This window comes from Streptomyces sp. NPDC052042 (assembly GCF_044548345.1).
GTDB lineage: Bacteria > Actinomycetota > Actinomycetes > Streptomycetales > Streptomycetaceae > Streptomyces.
Window position 1 is genome coordinate 80832 of sequence record NZ_JBIUBU010000018.1, and the last position, 19183, is coordinate 100014.

Annotated in this window: 17 protein-coding genes; 10 read left to right on the forward strand and 7 right to left on the reverse strand. The window is 72.4% G+C overall.

The window, feature by feature from the left end; translation table 11 throughout:
* Positions 1-14 precede the first annotated feature (14 nt).
* The 7 genes from ACIHCL_RS26010 to ACIHCL_RS26040 all read left to right on the forward strand — a co-directional run bounded on the left by ACIHCL_RS26010 (position 15) and on the right by ACIHCL_RS26040 (position 7144).
* The gene (locus ACIHCL_RS26010) at positions 15-545 is read left to right on the forward strand and encodes a hydrogenase maturation protease (protein WP_399865318.1); all 531 of its coding nucleotides are present in this window, start codon (positions 15-17) and stop codon (positions 543-545) included.
* Positions 546-547: 2 nt separating this feature from the next.
* Positions 548-3130, forward strand: coding sequence for a carbamoyltransferase HypF (gene hypF / locus ACIHCL_RS26015; protein ID WP_399865320.1), 2583 nt, complete (start codon positions 548-550; stop codon positions 3128-3130).
* Positions 3131-3177: 47 nt separating this feature from the next.
* Positions 3178-3474: a HypC/HybG/HupF family hydrogenase formation chaperone gene (locus tag ACIHCL_RS26020; RefSeq protein WP_399865322.1), complete on the forward strand. Its 297-nt coding sequence runs from the start codon at positions 3178-3180 to the stop codon at positions 3472-3474.
* Entirely contained in the window at positions 3471-4574 is a 1104-nt protein-coding gene (hypD, locus tag ACIHCL_RS26025) for a hydrogenase formation protein HypD (protein ID WP_399865323.1), read from the forward strand. The genes ACIHCL_RS26020 and hypD overlap by 4 nt, the downstream gene beginning before the upstream one ends.
* Complete coding sequence (gene hypE, locus ACIHCL_RS26030) at positions 4571-5671, forward strand: hydrogenase expression/formation protein HypE (protein WP_399865326.1); 1101 nt, start codon at positions 4571-4573, stop codon at positions 5669-5671. Before hypD ends, hypE begins: the two co-directional genes overlap by 4 nt.
* Positions 5672-6388: a DUF6390 family protein gene (locus ACIHCL_RS26035; protein WP_399865328.1), complete on the forward strand. Its 717-nt coding sequence runs from the start codon at positions 5672-5674 to the stop codon at positions 6386-6388.
* A 102-nt stretch (positions 6389-6490) separates the two neighbouring features.
* Complete coding sequence (locus ACIHCL_RS26040) at positions 6491-7144, forward strand: dienelactone hydrolase family protein (RefSeq protein ID WP_399865331.1); 654 nt, start codon at positions 6491-6493, stop codon at positions 7142-7144.
* Between the two features lie 181 nt (positions 7145-7325).
* On the opposite strand, the gene ACIHCL_RS26045 is transcribed toward ACIHCL_RS26040, so the two are convergent.
* From ACIHCL_RS26045 to ACIHCL_RS26055, 3 genes are all read right to left on the reverse strand, one after another.
* On the reverse strand, positions 7326-8648 hold the full coding sequence (locus ACIHCL_RS26045) for an MFS transporter (RefSeq protein ID WP_399865333.1): 1323 nt from the start codon (positions 8646-8648) through the stop codon (positions 7326-7328).
* Between the two features lie 151 nt (positions 8649-8799).
* On the reverse strand, positions 8800-10170 hold the full coding sequence (locus tag ACIHCL_RS26050; RefSeq protein WP_399865335.1) for a 2-oxo acid dehydrogenase subunit E2: 1371 nt from the start codon (positions 10168-10170) through the stop codon (positions 8800-8802).
* A gap of 38 nt (positions 10171-10208) precedes the next feature.
* Positions 10209-12395 (reverse strand): thiamine pyrophosphate-dependent enzyme, encoded by a 2187-nt coding sequence (locus ACIHCL_RS26055; RefSeq protein ID WP_399865338.1) that lies wholly within the window; start codon positions 12393-12395, stop codon positions 10209-10211.
* A 344-nt stretch (positions 12396-12739) separates the two neighbouring features.
* On the opposite strand from ACIHCL_RS26055, the gene ACIHCL_RS26060 reads away from it, so the two are divergent.
* From ACIHCL_RS26060 to ACIHCL_RS26070, 3 genes are read left to right on the forward strand one after another with little or no spacing between them, the layout of a single operon-like run.
* Positions 12740-13519, forward strand: a complete 780-nt coding sequence (locus tag ACIHCL_RS26060) for a GntR family transcriptional regulator (protein WP_399865340.1) — start codon at positions 12740-12742, stop codon at positions 13517-13519.
* Positions 13449-14258, forward strand: coding sequence for an SDR family NAD(P)-dependent oxidoreductase (locus ACIHCL_RS26065; RefSeq protein ID WP_399865342.1), 810 nt, complete (start codon positions 13449-13451; stop codon positions 14256-14258). Before ACIHCL_RS26060 ends, ACIHCL_RS26065 begins: the two co-directional genes overlap by 71 nt.
* 53 nt (positions 14259-14311) lie before the next feature.
* Positions 14312-15115: an SDR family NAD(P)-dependent oxidoreductase gene (locus tag ACIHCL_RS26070; RefSeq protein ID WP_399865345.1), complete on the forward strand. Its 804-nt coding sequence runs from the start codon at positions 14312-14314 to the stop codon at positions 15113-15115.
* Positions 15116-15242: 127 nt separating this feature from the next.
* Here ACIHCL_RS26070 and ACIHCL_RS26075 read toward each other — a convergent pair whose 3' ends face one another.
* The 4 genes from ACIHCL_RS26075 to ACIHCL_RS26090 are packed head-to-tail and all read right to left on the reverse strand — an operon-like array spanning position 15243 to position 19088.
* On the reverse strand, positions 15243-15473 hold the full coding sequence (locus tag ACIHCL_RS26075; RefSeq protein ID WP_399865347.1) for a phosphopantetheine-binding protein: 231 nt from the start codon (positions 15471-15473) through the stop codon (positions 15243-15245).
* 5 nt (positions 15474-15478) lie between these two features.
* On the reverse strand, positions 15479-16111 hold the full coding sequence (locus ACIHCL_RS26080; protein WP_399865349.1) for an isochorismatase family protein: 633 nt from the start codon (positions 16109-16111) through the stop codon (positions 15479-15481).
* An 11-nt stretch (positions 16112-16122) separates the two neighbouring features.
* Entirely contained in the window at positions 16123-17841 is a 1719-nt protein-coding gene (locus ACIHCL_RS26085; RefSeq protein ID WP_399865448.1) for a (2,3-dihydroxybenzoyl)adenylate synthase, read from the reverse strand.
* Positions 17842-17873: 32 nt separating this feature from the next.
* The gene (locus ACIHCL_RS26090; RefSeq protein ID WP_399865352.1) at positions 17874-19088 is read right to left on the reverse strand and encodes an isochorismate synthase; all 1215 of its coding nucleotides are present in this window, start codon (positions 19086-19088) and stop codon (positions 17874-17876) included.
* Positions 19089-19183: the final 95 nt, after the last annotated feature.

Below are 19183 nucleotides of genomic sequence, written 5' to 3' on the forward strand. Positions count from 1 at the left end.
GGAGGAGGGCTGACGTGGCCGGAGGAGTGCTCGTGGCGGGCGTCGGCAACCTCTTCCTCGGGGACGACGGCTTCGGCCCGGAGGTCGTGCGCCGACTCGCCGCCGATCCCGGTGAGCCGCTTCCCGACGGGGTCCGGATCGTCGACTACGGCATCCGGGGCATGCACCTCGCGTACGACCTGCTCGACGGGTACGACGCGCTGGTGCTGGTCGACGCCTGCCCGGGTGGTGGTCCGCCCGGCAAGCTGACGGTGCTGGAGGTCGGCCCGGACGACCTCGAAAACGGTGCATTCGACGCACATGGCATGAATCCGGTTGCAGTGCTGTCAAATTTGGATCATCTAGGCGGTACGCTTCCGCTGACCCACGTCGTGGGCTGTACGCCCGCGGACGTCGGCGAGGGAATCGGTCTCAGCGAGGCCGTCGCCGCGGCCGTCCCCCGGGCGGTGGAAACCGTGCGGGCACTGGTCCGCCGACTTTCCCCGGCCACGGCCGCACCCTCCCAGGAAGCAGCCATCGCGCCCGAACCGCCCCGGAGGTCCTGATCATGTGTCTCGGTATCCCCGGACGCGTCGTGGAGATCGTCGAGGGGTACGCGGGTCAGCTCGCCCTCGTCGATGTGGAGGGCGCCCGGCGCCGCGTCAACATCGGCATGCTCGACGCGCCACCGGCCGCCGACGACTGGGTGCTGCTCCACATGGGCTTCGCCACGCAGGTCATCGACGAGGCCGGGGCGGCGGCCGCGCTGTCGGGGCTGGAGCTGATGGGCAGCGGCCCCCGGGCGGACGACGGCGGCGCGGACCGCCGGCGGGGGCGTCTGCGGCGCCGGTTCGAGGTGCGCGGCGTCGTGCAGGGCGTGGGCTTCCGCCCGTTCGTCCACGTCAACGCCACCGATCTGGGGCTCGTCGGCTCGGTGGCCAACACCGGCGACGGGGTGGTCGCGGAGGTCGAGGGCGACGCCGACGCGGTGACGGAGTTCGCGCGTCGACTGCGGGCCGGACCACCGCCGCTCGCCGTGGTGGAATCCGTGACGGAGACGGACCTCCCGCTCTTCGGCGGCGACGGATTCACGATCGCCGAGTCCAGCACCGCCGACCGGGTCCGCACGCTGGTCTCCCCCGACACCGCGGCCTGCCGGGACTGCCTGGCCGAACTGCGCGATCCGGACGACCGCCGGCACCGCCACCCCTTCATCACCTGCACCCACTGCGGGCCGCGGTTCACCATCGTCACCGGCCTGCCCTACGACCGCGCCGCGACGACCATGGCGGGGTTCGGGATGTGCGAGACCTGCCGCGCGGAGTACCGCGACCCGCACGACCGCCGCTTCCACGCCCAGCCGGTCTCCTGCCACGCCTGCGGTCCACGTCTCGAACTGGTCCGGAAGGACGACGCGCCACCCCTGCACGGCGACGAAGCGCTGCGCTCGGCCCGGCGGTTGCTCGCCGAGGGGCGGATCATCGCCGTCAAGGGCCTCGGCGGCTACCACCTCGCCTGCGATGCCCGCGACGAGGCCGCCGTCGACCGGCTGCGCCGCCGCAAGCGCCGGGGCGGCAAACCCTTCGCCGTCATGGTCGCCGGCCTCGACGTCGCCGCACGGCTGGTGACCATGACGGCGGACGAGCAGCGGCTGCTCACCGGCGCCGTGAAGCCCATCGTGCTGCTCCCCCGCCGCACGCCCGCGGGTGCGGCCGGGGTCGCGGACGCCGTGGCGCCGGGCAGTCCGGACCTGGGCGTCATGCTCCCCTACACACCGCTGCACGTTCTCCTGTTCGGTCTCGACGGCGACGCACCCGGACCCGACGTACTGGTGATGACCTCCGGCAACCGCTCGGGCGAACCGATCGTCACCGACGACGCGGAGGCACTGACCGGACTCGCGCCGCTGGTCGACGCCTGGCTGCGGCACGACCGGCCGATCCGGGTGCCGTGCGACGACTCGGTCATCCGCGTCGTCGCCGGTGCCGAACTGCCCCTGCGCAGATCACGCGGGTACGCGCCGCTTCCTCTCACCCTCCCGTTCGAGGTCCCGCCGACGCTGGCGGCCGGTGCCGATCTGAAGAACACCTGCGCGCTGGGCGAGGGCTCCTACGCCTGGGTCAGCCAGCACATCGGGGACATGGACGATCTCTCCACGATCGAGGCGCTGACCCGCACGGCGGACCACCTCGCACTGCTGACCGGTGTCGAGGCCGAACGGTTCGCGGCCGACCACCACCCCGGATACCGCAGCGGCGCCTGGGTCCGCACCCGCGCCGCGGGGCGGCCCGTGCGCACCGTGCAGCACCACCACGCGCACATCGCGTCCGTGATGGGCGAGCACGGGCTCGGGACCGGCGAGCGGGTCATCGGCTTCGCCTTCGACGGCACGGGCCACGGCGCCGACGGGGCGGTGTGGGGCGGTGAGGTGCTGATCGCCGGCTACCCCTCGTACCGGCGGGCGGCGCACCTGGCGTACGTGCCGTTGGCCGGGGGCGACGCGAGCGTGCTGCGCCCGTATCGGATGGCCCTCGCCCACCTGCACGCCGCGGGCGTCGCCTGGGAGGACGGGATGCCGTCGGTCGCGGCCTGCTCGGCGACCGAACGCGGGGTACTGGCCCACCAGTTGGCGACGGGACTCGGCTGTGTCCCGACCTCCAGCATGGGCCGGCTCTTCGACGCCGTGGCGTCGCTGGCGGGCGTGCGGCACGAGGTGGCGTACGAGGCCGAGGCCGCGATGGCGCTGGAGGGCCTGGCGCGGGCGGCGCCGCCGGAGCCCGCCGGGAGTGCCTACGCCTTCGGCGTCCGGACCGTGCCGCCGGACGGTGAGCCGGTGGTCGCGGATCCCGGTCCGGTGGTCCGCGCGGTGGTGTCCGATGTGCGGGCGGGGGTTCCGGCGGAGCTGGTCGCCGCGCGCTTCCACACGGCCGTCGCCCTCCTCGTCGCCGACCTCGCCGAGCTGTGCCGGAAGCGGACCGGGATCGGCGTGGTGGCGCTGGGCGGCGGCGTCTTCCAGAACGCCGTCCTCCTGGAAGCGGCCCGGTCCGCTTTGTCGGCAAGGGACTTCACCGTCCTCCGGCCCCGTCTGCTGCCGCCCAACGACGGCGGCCTCGCCTTCGGGCAGTTGCTGGTCGCGGCGTCGTCCGGCTGACGTCTGCGAGCGAAACCCACCCATGACCCTCAGAGAAGGAAGACCCCATGTGTCTGGCAGTACCGGGGCGTGTGCTCCATACCGCCGACGTCGACGGCGTCCCGATGGCGGAGGTCGACTTCGGAGGCGTACGCAAGGAGGTCTGCCTCCAGTACGTCCCCGACGCGGTGACCGGCGAATACGTCATCGTGCACGTCGGCTTCGCGATCCAGCGGCTCGACGAGGCATCGGCCCGGGCGACCCTGGCCGACTTCGAGCGGCTCGGGCTCCTGGAGGAGGAGTTCGGCGACGGTTTCGCACAGGCCGCCGCGCAGCAGTTCCCGACGGAAGGAGCCGACCGGTGAAGTACCTGGACGAGTTCAGCAATCCCCAACTGGCCCGTCGCCTGCTCGACCAGATCCACGCGACCGCCACCCGGCCGGCGGTGATGATGGAGGTCTGCGGGGGCCAGACCCACTCGATCATCCGCCACGGCATCGACCAACTCCTGCCCGACTGCGTCGAGATGATCCACGGCCCCGGCTGCCCCGTGTGCGTGACGCCCCTGGAGGTCATCGACCGGGCGCTGGCCATCGCCTCCCGCCCGGAGGTCGTCTTCTGCTCCTTCGGCGACATGCTGCGAGTGCCGGGCAGCGGCCGGGACCTGTTCTCCGTGAAGAGCGCGGGCGGTGACGTGCGTGTCGTCTACTCCCCGCTCGACGCGCTGAGACTGGCACGGGAGAACCCCGACCGGGAGGTCGTCTTCTTCGGCATCGGCTTCGAGACGACCGCCCCGGCCAACGCCATGACGGTGCATCAGGCGCGACGCCTGGGCGTGCGCAACTTCTCCCTGCTCGTCTCGCACGTCCTGGTGCCGCCCGCGGTGGCGGCCGTGATGGAGTCCCCCGCCTGCCGGGTGCAGGCGTTCCTGGCCGCCGGGCACGTGTGCAGCGTGATGGGCACCTCGCAGTACCCGTCGCTGGCGGAGAAGTACCGGGTCCCCATCGTCGTCACCGGCTTCGAGCCGCTCGACATCCTGGAGGGCATCCGCAGGGTGGTTCTCCAACTCGAGGAGGGCAGGCACGAGGTGGAGAACGCCTACCCCCGTGCCGTGCTCGACGAAGGGAACCTTCCCGCCCTCGAAATGCTGCGGGACGTCTTCGACGTCACGGACCGGACCTGGCGCGGCATCGGGATGATCCCCGACAGCGGCTGGCGGCTGTCCGAGAAGTACGCCGACTTCGACGCCGAGCGCCGGTTCGACGTGGCGGCGATCCGCACGGCCGAGTCGTCGGTGTGCCGGTCGGGCGAGGTGCTCCAGGGACTCATCAAGCCGCAGGCGTGCCAGGCGTTCGGCGGGGAGTGCACCCCGAGGAATCCGCTGGGCGCCACCATGGTGTCCTCCGAGGGAGCGTGCGCCGCGTACTACGCGTACCGACGACTGGAACTGGTCGATGCCACATGACCGAGACGACGAAGCACCTGCCTCCCCCCGCCGGCCCGGACAGCGTTCTCGACTTCGAGGGCCCGGTCTGCCCGGCCCCGTTGCGCGGGACCCCCACGGTCGTGATGGGTCACGGCGGCGGCGGATCGATGTCCGCCGAGCTGATCGAGCACCTGTTCCTCCCCGCGTACGGACCGGCCGCCGCGTGCGAGATGGGCGACTCCGCGGTCCTCACCGTCGAGGACGGCCCGCGGCTCGCCTTCTCCACCGACTCGTTCGTGGTGAGGCCGATGTTCTTCCCCGGCGGGTCCACCGGCGACCTCGCGGTCAACGGAACGGTCAACGACCTGGCGATGTCGGGTGCCGTGCCGCTCTATCTGTCCTGTGCGTTCATTCTCCAGGAGGGGACCGCCCTGAGCGATCTGGAACGCATCGCCCGGGACATGGGCGCGGCGGCGCGGGCCGCCGGGGTCCGGCTGGTCACCGGCGACACCAAGGTCGTCGACCGCGGCAGTGGCGACGGCGTCTACGTCACCACCTCGGGGATCGGTGTGGTCCCCGACGGTGTCGAGATCGGGCCCGGCCGCGCGAGGCCGGGGGACGCCGTCCTCATCAGCGGTGACATCGGGGTCCACGGCATCGCGGTGATGAGTTGCCGGGAGGGTCTGGAGTTCGGCACGGCGGTGGAGAGCGACACCGCTCCCCTGCACGGGCTCGTCGCCGCGATGCTCGCCACCGGAACCGATGTGCGCGTCCTGCGCGATCCCACGCGCGGTGGCCTCGCGGCCTCCCTCAACGAGATCGCCCGCGCCTCGGGGGTCGGAGTCGAGCTGACCGAGCACGAGCTGCCGGTGCCGGAGGCCGTGCGCGATGCGTGCGGTCTGCTGGGGCTGGACCCGCTCCAGGTGGCGAACGAGGGGAAGCTGATCGCCGTCGTGCCCGCCGAGTCCGCCGACGAGGTGCTGTCGGCGCTCACCTCGCACCCGCTGGGCCGGGCGGCCCGCCGGATCGGCACCTGCGTGGCCGACCATCCCGGCACGGTGGTGGCCCGGACGGGTCTCGGCGGCTCCCGGGTGATCGCCCCGCCGCTCGGCGAGCAGCTCCCCAGGATCTGCTGAGTGAGCGCGCACGGCACCCTCCTGTTCGCCCGGTACGCCTATCCGCCCAACGCGCTCGGCTACTGCGGCCCCGCCGACGCCTCGGCGCTGCTGCGCCCCGAGGAGACCGCGGTCGTGGAGCGGCACGCCCGCCGGTTCGAGGGCGCCTGGTGCTATCTCGAACTGCTCGCCGAGGCGGCCGGTCTCTCCGACCCGCTCGACGAGCGCGTGGTCGAGGCGTACTGGATCGGCAACGAGCTGCTGGACCGGACGGACCCCGCGGCCCTGCTGGCCCGGCTGCGCGACCGCTTCCGCGGCCAGCAGGGGGGCACCTGGCACGACGCGTCCGACCGCGCCCGCGCCCATCACAGCTTCCAGGTCTTCGAGGTGTACCCCTGGACCCGTCTCCTGGTGGCCTCGGGCCATCCGACGGCGCTGTCCGTCCTCGACCGGTGCCGCATCCGTACCGGCGTGGTCCGTTCGGTCGACGGCGAGTGCGCGGTGGTCGAGTCCCGGCCGCTGCGCTGGACGGGTGGCCGTCTGGTCCACGGGGCGCCCCGCCGGGAGTCCGTGCGCTGGTCGACGGGGGGCCGCTCGCTGATCCCGGGGCTCGCCCCGGGGGATGTGGTGGCGCTGCACTGGGACTGGGTGTGCGATGTCCTCACGGAGCCGCAGGCGGCCCGCGTCGAAGCGGCGGAGGCCCGCCAACTGGCGAATCAGGGGCTGACCACCGGCTGATGCCGCCGCCCGTCGGGCGGTCGGCGGGAATCGGCGGGCGGCGGGCCGCAGCCGCCGCGGATCGGACGCCGGGGGCGTTCTGGAAGGGAGAAGGTGACGACGATGGCCTCGGAAGAAGCCGTTTCCGTACCGGTCGACGGGTCGGTGATCGCCGGTGATCTGGCGGTCGGGCCCGAGGCCGTGGGCGTGGTGCTCTTCGCCCACGGCAGCGGCAGTTCGCGCCACAGCCCGCGCAACCAGGCGGTGGCCGCTCATCTGCGGGAGGCGGGGCTGGGCACGCTGCTCCTGGACCTGCTGACCACGCGGGAGGAATGGGAGGACGCGGCGACCGGCCGGCACCGGTTCGACATCGGTCTGCTCGGCCGCCGTGTGGTGGCGGCGGTGGACTGGCTCGCGGGGCGCCCGGAATCGGCCGGGCTGCCGCTGGGACTGTTCGGGGCGAGCACCGGTGCCGCGGCCGCGCTGCTGGCGGCGGCGGAGCGGCCCGAACGTGTCCGGGCGGTGGTGTCCCGAGGGGGCCGCCCCGATCTGGCCGAGGAGGCCCTGCCCCGGGTGCACGCCCCGGTCCTGCTGATCGTGGGTGGCGCCGACCGGGAGGTACTGCGGCTCAACGAGGAGGCCGCCGGGCGGCTGCGCGCTCCGCACCGGGTCAGGGTGGTTCCGGGGGCCACACATCTCTTCGAGGAGCCGGGCGCCTTGGAGGAGGTGGCCGAGGCGGCGCGCCGCTGGTTCCTGCGCCCGGGGGAGGAGGAGTGAACCACGGCGCGGCGCCCCGGTCCCTCCGGCCGGCCGCCGTGTCCGGGGTGCCTGACCGCCGCCGACGTGCCGCGGTGTCCGGGCGCCCGGCCGGGGCCCGGAACCGGGCCGGCCGTGTCCGAGCCTCGGCGTGGCCCGGACACGGCCGGTCTTCGGACTCCGGGGTGGGGCGGAGCCGCTCTCAGGACTTCGGGGAGAAGCGCAGCCGCGTGGCCGCCAGCGCCCCGATGGCCAGCAGGACGATGGATACCCACAGTCCGGAGAGGTGGTTGCCGGTGGCGTCCTCGGCGTAGCCCATGATGTACGGGCCGACGAAGCCGCCGGTGATGCCGACGGTGTTGAGCAGGGCCAGTCCGCCCGCGAGCGTCTTTCCGGCGAGCCGGGTGGCGGGGAAGTTGAACAGCAGGGGCTGGACGACGAAGAACGCCAGACCGGTGAAGCAGAAGCCGAGCAGGGCGATCACGGGGCCCGCGAGCGCCGCGACGATGAGCCCGGTGAACATCATCAGCAGGCCGACCACCACGAAGTTCCGGGAGCGCCGGGGCGTGGTCGCGCGCGGCGGCACCAGGATGGCGCCGACGGCCGCGGTGAGCCACGGAAGTCCGGTCAGCAGGCCGATGGTGAACGGCGAGAGGTGGCCCCAGCCGCCGATGATGCCGGGCAGGAAGTAGACCACGGAGTACAGCGCGACCTGGTGCGTCCAGTTGGCGAAGATCGCCAGCAGCATCTGCTTGTCGCGCAGCACGGTCAGCAGGGAGCCGGACTCGTTGCCGGCCGCCTTGGCGCCCTCGCTCTGCTCGCGGGCGACCGCGTCCTGGACCAGCCGGGCCTCCTCGGCCGTCAGCCACGGCGCCTTGGCCGGGCCGTCGGGCAGGAAGCGGAAGACGATGAACGCCAGGAAGACGCAGGGGAGGCCCTCGATGACGAACATCCACTGCCAGCCGTGCCAGCCGCCGATTCCGTCCATCTCCATGAGCAGTCCGCCCAGCGGGTTGCCGATGACGCTGGCGATGGAGGCGCCGAGCAGGAGCAGGCCGATGGCCCTGCCCCGGGTCTCGGAGCGGAACCAGTACGTGAAGTAGAGCAGGATGCCCGGCAGCAGGCCCGCCTCGGCGGCCCCGAGGAGCAGCCGCATGGCGTAGAAGGACTTCTCGCCCTGCACGAAGGCCATACAGGCCGAGATGATGCCCCAGGTCAGCATGATCCGGGTGATCCACCAGCGGGCGCCCACACGGTGCATGATCAGGTTGCTGGGCACCTCGGACGCCGCGTAGGTGAGGAAGAACAGCCCGGCGCCCAGTCCGTAGGCCGCGGCGGAGATGCCGAGGTCGACCTCCAGCCGTTCCTTCGCAAGCCCAATATTTGTGCGGTCAAGGAACGACATGATGTAGGCGGCCAGCAGCAGCGGCATCAGCCGCCGCATGTTGCGGCGGTCCAACTCGCCGAGCGCGTCGCTCGGGGCGTCGGGTGGGGTGGCCGCACCTGGGGTGCGGGATCCGGTCATAGACATCGGTGTCCTCTTGAAGTGCTCTGGCAGCCTACGGGCGCGGGCTGCGGACGAGGGGGCAGGGGCCTGGGGCCCATGAGGTGGTGGGGCCGCGGGCGGCCCCTGGGCTGGTGCCGCACGGGCGGCCCACGGCGGCCGGGAAGGTGTTTCAGACAAGGAGCCGGACCGGGTTCTCCACGGCCTCGGTGAAGGCCGCGAGCCAGCGTGCCGCCACGGCGCCGTCCACCGGGCGGTGGTCCACGGACAGGACCACGCCGAGCACCTTGGCCACGGTGACCGCGCCGTCGCGGACCACCGCCTCGTCGCGTGCGGCGCCGACGGCCAGGATCGCGGCCTGCGGCGGGTTGATGATGGCGGCGAACTCCTCGACCCCGTACATGCCGAGGTTCGACACGGTGATCGAGCCGCCTTCGAGGTCGGCGGGGCGCAGCGCCCCGGAGCGCGCCTGTTCCGCGTACGCGCGGGTCCGGGCGGCGATCGCGGACACCGACAGGTTCTCGATGCCGCGCAGCACCGGGGTCACCAGTCCCGTTTCGGTGGCGACGGCGACCGACACGTCGACGCCGCGGAAGCGGCGGACGGCGTCCGGCCGCCAGATCGCGTTCATCTCCGGCACCTGGGTGTGCGCCGTGGCGACGGCCTTGATCAGCAGGTCGTTGACCGAGACCTTGACCGGGCTGACGGCGTTGATCCGCTGCCGCAGGGCGAGCAGTTCGTCCACGGCGCAGGTCGCCCGCAGGTAGAAGTGCGGGGTCTGCTGTTTGCTCTCGGTCAGGCGCCGCGCGATGGCCCGGCGCATCCGGCTGTGCGGGATGTCCTCGTGGTCGCCGGTGCCGGTGGCGGTGGCGGTGGCGACGGTATCAGTGGTGCCGGTGGCGTCGGTGGTGCCCGTGGGGTGGGCGGCCGACGGCTGGGCGGCGGGGGCGGGGGCCTGCGGTGCCGCTTCCCGGGTGTCGCGGGCCGCGACGGCGGCCTCGACGTCCCGGCGCACGACCCGACCGCCGGGTCCGGTCCCGGTGAGCAGCGTGAAGTCCAGGCCGGCCTCCCGGGCCAGCCTGCGGGCCAGCGGGCTGCTGAAGACGCGCCCGCTCCGGTCCGGCTCGCCCGCCGTCGGGGCGGTGGTCCGGGATGCGGCGTCCTGGGGTGCGGCGGACGGCTCAGGGGACGCGGGTGCCGACTCCTCCGGAACGTCGCGGCGGACGGCCTGCGGGGCCTGGCCGGGCGCCGCTACGGCGACGCCCAGTTCGGCCAGCAGCGCGTCGAGGTCGCCGATCTGCTCGCCCTCGGCGCCGAGCACGGCGATCGGGTCGCCGACCTCGATCTCCACCCCGGTCTCGTAAAGCGTCTTGAGCAGCACGCCGTCGCGCTCGGCGGAGACGTCCACCTCCGCCTTGTCCGTCTCGATGGAGACCAGCGCGTCGTCCGTCGTGAACGGGGCGCCCTCGGCCACCAGCCAGGCGGACAGCACCGCCGTCGGCGAATCGGCGGCCACCGCGGGCATGCGGAACAGTTCAGCCATGATCAACCCTCCTGGGTGTCGTGTTCGTACGGGGAGGGTCAGTTCTCGGTGACCCGCTGGAGCGCGGCCACGGCCTCTTCGGTCCGAGCGATGGCGGCCCGCTCCAGCACCTTGCTGATGCTGGGCGAGGACTCACCGGCGTGGACGCGCTGGACGGGCTGGTCCAGCCAGTCGAACCAGCGGCGCTGGATCTCGTCGGCCAGCCACCCTCCGTAGGAGGTGCCGACGGGGCCCTGCTCGGCGATGAGCACGTTGTTGGTCTTGCGAATGCTGGCGCCCAGGGTGTCCCAGTCCAGGCTCGCGCGGTCCAGCCAGCGCAGGTCGATGACCTCGGCGTCCAGGCCCAGTTGTCCGACGGCCTCCAGGACGTAGTTGGTCATCGCCAGGTACGACACGACGGTGATCGCGGATCCGGTGCGGCGCACGGCCGCCTTCCCCACGGGCAGGCAGTAGTCGAAGTCGTCGGCCGGGCCCTGGCCGACCGTGTTGTACAGGTCGGTGTGTTCCAGCACGACGACTGGGTCCTTGCAGGTCAGCGCGGTGTTCATGAGGCCCACGTAGTCGAAGGGCGTGGACGGCGCGACGATCCGCCAGCCGGGGGCGGTGGCGAAGATCCCGGCGGGGTCCATGGAGTGCTGGGAGCCGTAGCCGGTGCCCATGGCCACCTTGCTGCGCAGGACGAGCGGGACCCCGGTCCCCTGCCCGTCGCCGCCGAACATGTGCCGCGCCTTGCCGATCTGGTTGAAGATCTGGTCGGCCGCGACCCACATGAAGTCGGCGTACATGAACTCGACCACCGGCTTGTACCGGCCGTCGAGCGCGATGCCGCCGGCGAGACCGGCGAAGGCGTTCTCGCTGATGGGCGTGCCCAGGACCCGGTCCGGGTGGGCCTCGGCCAGGCCCTTGGTGGCGCCGTTGGTGCCGCCCTTGAGACGGTGCACGTCCTCGCCCATGACGACGACGGAATCGTCCTCGGCCATGCGGCGGCCCATCACCTCGGCCACCGCGTCGATGAACTTGCGCTGCTCCAGACGCCCTTCGAAGGAGTCCGTGTCGGCGAGGCGTACGCCCTCGAACTCACTGAGGTCGCCGCGCACGCCGACGTCACGGAAGGACGGATCGGGCCACTCGGAGGGCTTGATGCGGCGGGTGCCGGGCTTGCCGTCGGGGTCGGGCTCCAGCAGTTCGCCGCCGACCTCGGCCATGAGCGCCTTGGCCCGGGCGGTGCACGCCTCGATCTCGTCGGCGTCGAGGATCCCGTTCTCGACGAGCTGACGGGAGACGAGGGCCAGCGGGTCGCGGCCCCGCCACTCCTTCTCCTCGTCCTTGGTGCGGTAGCCGAACGCACTGCCGGGGAACGGTCCGTTCTGGTGGAAGTACCGGTAGACCTCGGCCTCGACGATGGTGGGGCCGTTGCCCGCCCTCATGTGGTCCACGGCCTCGCTCATGGCCAGGTACACGGCGAGCGGGTCCATGCCGTCCACACGCCAGCTGGGGATGTTGAAGCCCAGTCCGCGCGCGGAGAGCCGGGGTTCCGCCGTCGCCTCGTCGACGTGGGTGGAGACGGCGTACTTGTTGTTCTCGATGAAGAAGCAGACCGGGAGCTTCCAGGCCGCGGCGAGGTTCATCGTCTCCAGCACCGAGCCGATGTTGACCGCGCCGTCCCCGAAGTAGGTCACCGAGACCGCGTCGGTGCCGGCCTGCCGCGCCGACCAGGCGAACCCGGCGGCCTGCGGCACGCCACCGCCGACGATGGCGTTGGTGCCCATGGCCCCGGCCTCGGCCCACTGCAGGTGCATGGATCCGCCCCGGCCCCGGCAGTAACCCCTGGACAGGCCGCAGATCTCGGCCAGGCTGCGGAGGAGGACGGTGCGTACCTCCTCGTCGACGGACCCGCGCAGGTCGATGCCGTCGGGCGCGACGTACCCCAGCGCCTTGGCGAGGAACTGGTGGTGCCCTCGGTGCGAGCCGCCGACGAAGTCGGCACCGGTCAGCGGGAGCACGGAGCCCACGGCGCCGCCCTCCTGGCCGATGCTGGAGTGCGCCGGACCGTGCACCAGCCCCTGCCCCGCGAGGTCGAGGACGTACTCCTCGAAGGACCTGATCAGCAGGGTCTGGGTGAACATCGAAGTCAGCAGCCGCGGGTCCGCGGTGTGCCAGTCCTTCTTGGTCGCCGTCACCTCGGTCCAGGGTGAGGCGGGGGCCAGTTTCCGGTGTGTGGGCATGAGCACTCTCCTGTGTGGTTCGGTGAGCACTGTCGCAATGATTGGATCCATAACCAATACCCGTTACCGGAATGTGACCTTCAAGTTCCCGCTGTATCCATTGACTGCACGCCTTCCGGGAGCGCACTGTGAAACTCATGGTGAGCAAATGGATCCATTCGGCGGTGATGAGGAGGCAGCATCCGCCCGACCCAGCCGGCATGCGGCTCCTCCGACCCGCCGCGTGCCCAACCCGACGGGAAGCGGTGCGCGGCCGGCTCCGCGGTAGGGCTGTGGCAGCCTTCCGTGTGAACACGCTGTCGCACCACCGCACCGCACCGTGCTGCACCGCACCAGGGAGAGCCATGTCTCGGAAGCCGTCCAGCGGATCCCGCACCTCGGGGACCGGATCGTCCGGGGCCGGCGCGGCCGCCGTCGCGAGCCAGCGCGTGGCCGACCATCTGCGCGCCGCCATCCTGAGCGGTGAGCTGCGCCCCGGCGCGAAAATCATGCAGGAGCAGGTCGCCTCGCAACTCGGCACCAGCCGGCTGCCGGTGCGCGAGGCGCTGCGGATACTGGCGGCCGAGGGCCTGACCGTCGTGAAGTCCAACAGCGGGGCCTGGGTCTCCCGGATGGACATGGCAGAGTGCGAGGGCGTCTACAAGATCCGTGAACGCCTGGAGCCGCTCGCCCTCAGCGAGAGCGTTCCGAACCTCTCCGCCGAGCAGGTCGCCGAACTGGAGACGATCGCGCGGCAGATAGAGCTCACCACCGACGTGGACCGGTTCCTGACCCTCGACCGCGAACTGCACCTGCTCACCTACGCCGGCTGCCGCGTCGCCCAGATCACCGACATGGTCGACCGGTTCTGGAACACCACACAGCACTACCGCCGCGCCTTCACCCGACTCGCCGGCGACAGCGGCTGGGAGCTGATCCACGCCGAACACCGCCTGATCATCGAGGCGATCAAGCGACGCGACACCATCGACGCCGAACGCTTTCTCACCGGCCACATCCGCCGCACACGGCTGGAGCTGGCACAGCACCCCGAACTGTTCACCGAGGACGACCATGACACCGACCACACAGCAGACGCGGCAGACGCAGGAAACGCGGGAGGCGCGGCGCACTCCGTCGGCTGACGCCCGCCCCTTCGAGGGCCGGACCCTCCTCCTCTCGGGCGCGGGCGGCGGCATCGCCCGAGAGGTGGCCCGCCAGTTCCACGCCGCAGGTGCCAACCTGGTGCTGGGCGACCTGAACGCCGCCGCGCTGGAGGAGTTCGCCGCGACACTCGACCCCACCGGCGAGACCGTGATCACCCGCGTGCTCGACGCCGCCTCACCGAAGAGCAACAACGCGTTCGTCGCGACCGCCGTGGAGAAGTTCGGCTCGGTCGACTTCCTCGTCCCGGCCGCCGGGATCTACCCCGAGCAAACAGTCGCCGACATGACCGACGAGCAGTGGAACACCGTCATCTCGATCAACCTCAACGGTGTCTTCTACCTCACGCGCGCCGTGCTGCCCCACCTCAACGAAGGCGGCAGCATCGTCAATCTGACGTCCATGGCCGGTCATCGCGGCAGCATCCGGCACGCGCACTACGCCGCGACCAAGGGCGCGCTGCTCGCCTTCTCCCGCAGCCTCGCCTGGGAGCTCGGTTCCAGGGCCCGGATCAACATGGTCTCGCCCGGGATCATCGAGACGTCCATGACCCGCGACTACGTGGCCACGCGAGGCGACACCGCGCTCGCCACCACTCCCCTGGGCCGCCTGGGCCGGCCGGAGGAGGTGGCCTCCGTCGTCACCTTCCTGTGCTCGCCCGCCGCCAGCTTCGTGCAGGGCGAGGTCATCCACGTCAACGGCGGCATGCACATGGCCTGAGCAGGCACGGGCACACCGGTGGGGGAACGCGCGAGAAGGAACGGAACGAGAAGATGACGACGGAAGCGGCGATCTACCCCGACCTGCGCGGCAGGTCCGTGTGCGTCACCGGCGCCGCGCGCGGCCTGGGCCTGGCCCTGGCGGAGGCGTACGCGCGCGCGGGTTGCCACGTCCTGCTGATGGACATCGACGGCGACGAACTGGGCTGGGTAGGGCCCGAGTTGGCGGCGGAACGTCCGGGCCAGGTGATCGCGACGGCCATGGCGCCGGTGAGCGACGAGGACGCCGTGACGAAGGCCCTCACCGGCTTCGCGGCCCGGACGGGAGGGCTGTCCGTCATGGTCGCCAACGCCGGGGTGTCCGCCAACGCTCCCTCGCTGGATCTCGGACTCGACCGCTGGAACACCGCGTTGGACGTCAATCTCACCGGTGTCTTCGTCTGTGCGCGGGCCGCCGCACGCGTCATGCGCGAGGGCGACGGAGGCGTCGTTCTCACCACCTCGTCCATGTACGGAGTGACCGCCGGCCCCGAGCGCGCGGCGTACTGCGCCACCAAGGCGGGCGTCGCCGCCCTCACCAAGGTCCTGGCCGTCGAGTGGGCCCCGCACGGCATCCGGGTCAACGCGCTCGCGCCCGGCTATGTCGAGACGGAGCTGGTGGCCCGGCTCGCCGAGGACGGGCGGCTGGACACGGAGGCGCTGCGCCGCCGCACTCCGCGAGGCAGCCTCGGCCGCCCGGAGGACATCGCCCATCTCGCCCTGTTCCTGTCGTCCGGGGTCTCCGCGAACATCACGGGCCAGGTGCTGGTGAGCGACGGCGGCTGGACCGCCGACGGCTACGCGGTCACGCGGTCCTGATCGGCCGACAGGCCATCAGGCCGACCGGGTCACCGATGAGTTGACGCGTCCCCCGGATCCGGCCGATGCCACGGGCGCCGGGGCGAGCACACTCGCCCCGGCGCAGCCGCTCCTCCGGCAGGCGCCGTCAGGCGGTGACGTGCAGTAGCACGGCCCACTCCTCGATGGCCGGCCGCTCGGCGAGGTCGGCGACGGCGATGTCGGCCCCGTGGGCCTCGCGCCAGCGCCCGACGAGCGTCATCAGGCGGACGGAATCGAGGCCGTAGTCGACGAGGTTCTCGTCGTCGGGGATGTCGTCGACGGGCTCGCCGAGGACGTCGGCGATGTCGTTGCGCATTTCTTCCAGGGTCAGGGCCACTGCGCTCAGATCCCTTCGAAAACGGTGTCGGTGGTGGTGACGACGGCGCACCGGCCGGCGGCCCACGTCAGGGCCATGGCGTGGTCCTCGGCGGAGAAGTCCGCCACGGCGTCGGCCACGACGAACGCCTCGATGTCCCGCATCCAGGCGTCGCAGGCGGTCATCAGCACTCCGATGTGGGCGTAGACGCCCGTGACGACGAGCTGGTCGCGGCCGAGCCCGGCCAGCCGGTCCGCCAGATCGGTGCGGGCGAACCCGCTGTACTTCCACTTGGTCACGACGGTGTCGTCCGGGCCGGGGGCGACGGGCTCGGCGATCGCCTCGGCCGCCGGGTCGGCAGGCAGGCCGGGGCCCCAGAAGTCCTGTTGCAGTCCGCGCTGGGCCGGGGTCTGGCCTCCGGGCTGGGCCGTGTAGAAGACGGGGATGCCCAGGTCGCGGGCGCGTGCCCGCAGGGCGGCGACGTTGGCCAGGAGTCGCGGGATCAGGTCCGTCCCCTCGTCGTAGGCGGAGAGGAAGTAGTTCTGCAGGTCGTGCACGAGCAGGACCGCACGGGCCGGGTCGACCTTCCAGTCGACCCGGTTCGCGGGCAGAGCCGCCGCGTCCGGCATGGGGTAGGAGGTGATCTGGGGCAGGGCCATGGGGTGTCCGTTCAGTCCTGTGCGGGGGTCGGTCGCCGGTGGCCGGCGCGTTCGGCCGCGGTGGGTGCGGGGTCGGTGGGGCCGCCTCGTACGGCGGCGGCCCGGAGGTCCTTCTTGGAGATCTTGCCGACGCCCGTCTGCGGGAACTCGGCCACGAACTCGACGCGGTCGGGCACCTTGTAGCCGGCCAGCCCCCGGCCGCGCACGAAACGTTTGATGTCCACGGGCTTCAGCGGTTCGGCCCCGTCCCGCAGGATGACGTAGGCGAGGCTGCGTTCGCCGAGGTAGGGGTCCGGCTCGCCGACCACGTTGGCGTCGTGGACGCGGGGGTGGGCGAGGATGTGGTTCTCGACCTCCTCGGCGGCGATCTTCTCGCCGCCCCGGTTGATCTGGTCCTTGGCCCGGCCCTCCACGATCAGGTGCCCGCTCGTGGTGCGGCGGACGATGTCGCCGGTGCGGTAGAAACCGTCCTCGGTGAACGCGCGGGCGTTGTGCCGGGGCGCGCGCCAGTAGCCGCGGATGGTGTACGGGCCGCGGGTGAGCAGGTGGCCGGAAGCGCCCTCGGGCACCTCGTCGTCGGCGTCGTCGACGATGCGGATCTCGTCGTCCGGCGAGATGGGCCTCCCCTGCGTGGTGACGATGGTCTCCGCCGGGTCGTCGAGGCGGGTGTAGTTGACCAGCCCTTCGGCCATTCCGAACACCTGCTGGAGCGTGCAGCCGAGGGCCGGACGCACCCGGCGGGCCGCCTGTTCGCTGAACTTGGCGCCGCCGACCAGCAGCACGTCCAGGCTGCTCAGGTCGTGCGGGGTGCCGGGTGCGGCATCGGTCCAGACCAGGGCCAGCGGCGGGACGAGGCCGGTGATGGTGACCCGTTCCCGTGCGATCAGGGGGAAGGCCGTCTCGGGGCCGGGCTGCGGGCAGAGCACGACCCGGGCGCCCGCGTACAGCGCGCCGAGCGTGCCGGGCGAGGAGAGCGGGAAGTTGTGGGCGGCGGGCAGTGCGCACAGATAGACGCTGCGCTCGTCCACCGCGCAGATCTCGTTGGAGCCGCGCAGCGAGTAGATGTAGTCGTCGTGGGTGCGCGGGATCAGTTTGGGAACGCCGGTGCTGCCGCCGGAGAGCTGGAGGAAGGCCAGGTCACCGGGTCGGGGGCCGTCGACGTCGACGGGTGCTGCGTGCACCGCCTCCAGTGCCTCGAACGCACCGGCGTCCGGGCCGGCCACGAACACGTGCCGCAGGGTGGGGACTTCGGCGCGGACCGCGGCGGCCAGCTCGCGGTAGTCGTAGCCGTCGTGCTCCCCTGCGATCACATAGGCGGCGGCCTCGGTGAACTCGCAGAAGTAGCGGATCTCGGTCTCCCGGTGCGCGGGGAGCGCGAAGACGGGCAGAGCGCCGATCCGGAACAGAGCGAAGATCACCTCGAAGAACTCGGCGATGTTGGGCAGTTGCACCACCACCCGGTCGCCCTTGGCGATGCCCCGGGCCAGCAGTCCGGCGGCCAGCCCATCGGCGCGGGCGTCGAGTTCGGCGTAGGTCCAGCGGCGGTCGGTGCCGCCGCCCGGGTCGACGATCGCGACGCGGTCGGGGTGGGCGGCGGCCCGCTCGCGGAGCATGGCGCCGAAGGTCTCACCGCGCCAGTGTCCGGCGGCCCGGTAGCGTTCGGTGAACTCGGCGGGCCAGCTCGGAGCCGGGTCCGGGGGCGCGGCGGCCTCCCGGGCCGCAGCCGGCACGGTCGTCGGGTCCGGGGTCGGGATCCCTCCGCTCACAGCCGGGCCCCCACGGCACCGAGGAAGGTGCGGAACTTCGCGGCCGTCTCGGCGGTCTCCGCCGCGGGCTCGGAGGCGGCCACCACCCCGGCTCCCGCATACAGGCGCAGTGAGGTCGGTTCGGCCTCGGCGCAGCGGATGGTGACGACCCATTCGCCGTCCCCGTCGGCGTCGCCCCAGCCCACCATGCCGGTGAAGAAGCCGCGGTCGAAGGGCTCGCTCTCCCGGATGACGTGCCGGGCGGTGTCGGTGGGGGTGCCGCAGACGGCGGGGGTCGGATGCAGCGCGCAGGCCAGTTCGAGCGCGGCGGTGTCCGGGGAGCGGAGGGTGCCGGTGACGGTGGTGGACAGGTGCCACATGGTGGCGGTGCGGACCAGGGTCGGCTTGGCGGGCACGGTCAGGCCGGTGCAGTAGCGGGCGACGACCTCCTGCACCGCGTTGACGACGACGGCGTGCTCGTGCAGGTCCTTGGCCGACTCCAGGAGGGCCGCGGCGCGGCGGACGTCCTCGGCGAGGTCGTCGCTGCGCGGTACGGATCCGGCGAGCGGGTTGGCGACCACACGGGTGCCGTGCCGGGACACCAGCAGTTCGGGGCTGGCACCGAGCAGGGTGCGGTCGGGGCCGGTGGGCAGGGCGAAGGTGTAGCCGGAGGGGTCGCGGCGGGCCAGCCGCTGGAGCATCACCGGGAGGTCGAACGGGCGGGCGGCGTCGACCCGCAGGGTACGGGCGAGGACGACCTTGCTGAACTCGCCCTTCCACATGCGTTCGACGACGGCGGCCACGGACGCGCCGTACTCCTCGGGCGACGGCTCCTGATGGATCATCAAATCGCTTGTGTCGGCCGGTGCGGGCGGGTCGGCCGCGAGGGCGACCAGCGGGTCCGCGGTCAGCGGCGGCGCGGTGTGCAGGGCAGCCGGTACGGCGAGCGCGGCGGGGGCGTCCTGGTCGAAGGGTATGGCGCCCATGACGACGGGGGCGACGTGACCGGCGGCACGGGCCGCGGCGAGAGCGGCGGCCACCCGCAGGGCCGGGGGACGTTCGTCGTGCGGCACCTCGCCGTGCACTCCCTGGCCGAGGAGCGTGCGCGTCGGGGTGGCGAGGAACCGGTCGCCCGGGGCGAAGGAGTTGAGCAGACCGGTGGCCACCCCCACGGCGGGGTGGGCCGGTTCGGCGGTGGCAGGGGGTGCGGCGACCTGGGGTGCCGTCGACACGATGACTCCGTTTCTCGCATGCCCGGCCGCGGGCGCGGACGTGCGGTGCGGGTGAGCGGGGAGGGTGTGCGGGGAAGGTGCGCGGAAAGGGGGTC

Coding starts and splice junctions, on each gene's coding strand:
- hypF (WP_399865320.1), top strand. CDS start 548: ATGTGTCTCGGTATCCCCGGACGCGTCGTGGAGATCGTCGAGGGGTAC.
- ACIHCL_RS26070 (WP_399865345.1), top strand. CDS start 14,312: ATGACGACGGAAGCGGCGATCTACCCCGACCTGCGCGGCAGGTCCGTG.
- ACIHCL_RS26065 (WP_399865342.1), top strand. CDS start 13,449: ATGACACCGACCACACAGCAGACGCGGCAGACGCAGGAAACGCGGGAG.
- ACIHCL_RS26020 (WP_399865322.1), top strand. CDS start 3,178: ATGTGTCTGGCAGTACCGGGGCGTGTGCTCCATACCGCCGACGTCGAC.
- ACIHCL_RS26060 (WP_399865340.1), top strand. CDS start 12,740: ATGTCTCGGAAGCCGTCCAGCGGATCCCGCACCTCGGGGACCGGATCG.
- ACIHCL_RS26080 (WP_399865349.1), bottom strand. CDS start 16,111: ATGGCCCTGCCCCAGATCACCTCCTACCCCATGCCGGACGCGGCGGCT.
- hypE (WP_399865326.1), top strand. CDS start 4,571: ATGACCGAGACGACGAAGCACCTGCCTCCCCCCGCCGGCCCGGACAGC.
- ACIHCL_RS26045 (WP_399865333.1), bottom strand. CDS start 8,648: ATGACCGGATCCCGCACCCCAGGTGCGGCCACCCCACCCGACGCCCCG.
- ACIHCL_RS26055 (WP_399865338.1), bottom strand. CDS start 12,395: ATGCCCACACACCGGAAACTGGCCCCCGCCTCACCCTGGACCGAGGTG.
- ACIHCL_RS26050 (WP_399865335.1), bottom strand. CDS start 10,170: ATGGCTGAACTGTTCCGCATGCCCGCGGTGGCCGCCGATTCGCCGACG.
- ACIHCL_RS26040 (WP_399865331.1), top strand. CDS start 6,491: ATGGCCTCGGAAGAAGCCGTTTCCGTACCGGTCGACGGGTCGGTGATC.